The organism is Dyella japonica DSM 16301 (genome assembly GCF_001010355.1).
GTDB classification, from domain to species: Bacteria; Pseudomonadota; Gammaproteobacteria; order Xanthomonadales; family Rhodanobacteraceae; genus Dyella; species Dyella japonica.
On sequence record NZ_JPLA01000149.1, the window covers coordinates 1 to 432 of the forward strand.

1 protein-coding gene is annotated in these 432 nt (G+C 40.3%); it reads left to right on the forward strand.

Annotated features, from left to right (window positions below; all coding sequences use genetic code 11):
• The first annotated feature begins 105 nt into the window (after positions 1-105).
• Positions 106-420, forward strand: a complete 315-nt coding sequence (locus Y882_RS19655) for a hypothetical protein (protein WP_046973424.1) — start codon at positions 106-108, stop codon at positions 418-420.
• Positions 421-432: the final 12 nt, after the last annotated feature.

Here is a 432-nt window from a genome sequence, read left to right on the forward strand (position 1 = left end):
ATCCAAGACCTATTACGTAACTCATATTACTACAGGAAAGACTCCTGCATGTGCAGGATTGCTTCGTGATGCAATTATGAAAGCATGTATGTTACAAGGACTTCTATGAACCAAATCATTGCTATCCCGCAGCATAAAGCTCGTATTGCTGACAGGAATATTCGTATTCATTATCCAATGCCTTTGAGCAATCCATTTCAGAAAAATGAGAGAACCACGGATGAAGATATAGCAGCAGCTTATGAGGCATATCTTCGTAACCGTTTGGTAAGTGGTGACAAGCTCATTACGGCTGAAATGGAACGAATTGCTAAATTCGTTATGGATGCTACTGACAAACCAGTTGGCCTCATCGGTAATGAACTGGAAGTGAATGTAATCCGTAAGATTATTATGGAGGCTCTTAATGGGAATCAGTGAATCCCAAGCTAT